The sequence below is a fragment of the Streptomyces sp. NPDC054841 genome (genome assembly GCF_053611045.1).
In genome coordinates, this window is the sequence record NZ_JBSGZO010000921.1 from 1 (window position 1) to 1,194 (window position 1,194).

The 1,194-nt window shown below is 70.1% G+C and carries 1 protein-coding gene; it reads right to left on the minus strand.

All coding sequences use genetic code 11. The annotated features are described in order from the left end of the window. On the minus strand, window positions 1–1,162 hold a 1,162-nt coding region (locus ACWGI8_RS44450; protein ID WP_453669341.1), incomplete at its 3' end, for a hypothetical protein. Window positions 1,163–1,194 lie beyond the last annotated feature (32 nt).

Sequence of the window (1,194 nt, forward strand, 5' to 3'; positions counted from 1 at the left end):
TCCCTACGTCGAGCTGTACGAAGACCTCAACCCTGCCCTCTCGAACGGAGGTCTCGGCGAGTTTCCGCAGGGCGGGCATGTGCCGGCTGTCGGCAGGGGCAACGATGCACGGCTCGCTGACCAAACGCTTGCTGCCCTGCAGTTCGAGCTTGTCGTCGATCAGGACGAGCGGCGGCCGCCCGTCGCGGCCGGTCGGCGTCGGGCCGACCCGGGTGCCGTCGACCCACTTCAGAGCCGTGCGTTCCGACGGGATGTCCGGGTGTGGGCCCGGGGTCTTCACCGTCACGACGGAACCGGTTCCGTCCACCTCGATCTTCCAGCCCTGGGTGAGCCGCAGCACCCTCCGGTGCAGGCCTTCCTCGAGCAGGCGTACGTCATCGGGGACGACGGCCTTGGCTCTGGCCGGTGAGAGCAGGTTGGGAACCAGAAGCACGGTCACCGTGCTCCGGAGATGCTGTCGGTCGAGCCGCTCCAGCAGTCCGGCCGTCGTGAGGCGCTTGCGGGTCCGGTCGTGATGAAGCATGGACCAGGGGCGTACCGGATCCGTCGGGTCGAAGTCGGCGGCGAGGACGAAGAGCTGTTGGCGGGCGAGCGCGGCCGCGTGCTTGGCGAGGGCCCGTGGCAGCGGGCCGGCCAGAGCGTCTCCGGTAACGAACCCTGCCTCGTTGGCGAAGAGGACCGGCCCGGGCGAAACGAGTCGGCCGACGCCGTCGGAGTTCGGGAGGGCCTGCTTGGGATTGTCCTGGCCGCGCAGGGCCGCGGTGAAGGCCGGCCCCTGTACGGAGGCCCAGATCGCGGCGCGTTCGCGGTCGCGGTCGTCGAGCAGCAGCACCGCCTTCATGTCTTCGTCATACGTCCAGTAGGTGCCGTCGCCGGGGTAGAAGACGATGGCGTGGTTGAGCTCGTTGGCGAATGCCTGGACCTGCCCGGGGCCGTGCTCGTGGAACTCGGCGATCTCCGTATCGGTGGCCAGGCTCGGCAGGATCTGGAGAGGCCGGCCGTCCCACGTGGGTTCGGACACCTCGATGGCGAGGTGCTCCGGCTCTATCACCACGGTGGTCTTCTCGGTGCCGCTGGGGGCGACGACCACGGCGCCGACGGCGAAGCGGCCGCGGTGGGTTCCCACGTACAGCTGAAGCGGGTCGCCCTCCGCGCGGGGCATGGTCCGCAGGCCCCGGGCGGTGCTGCCGTCGC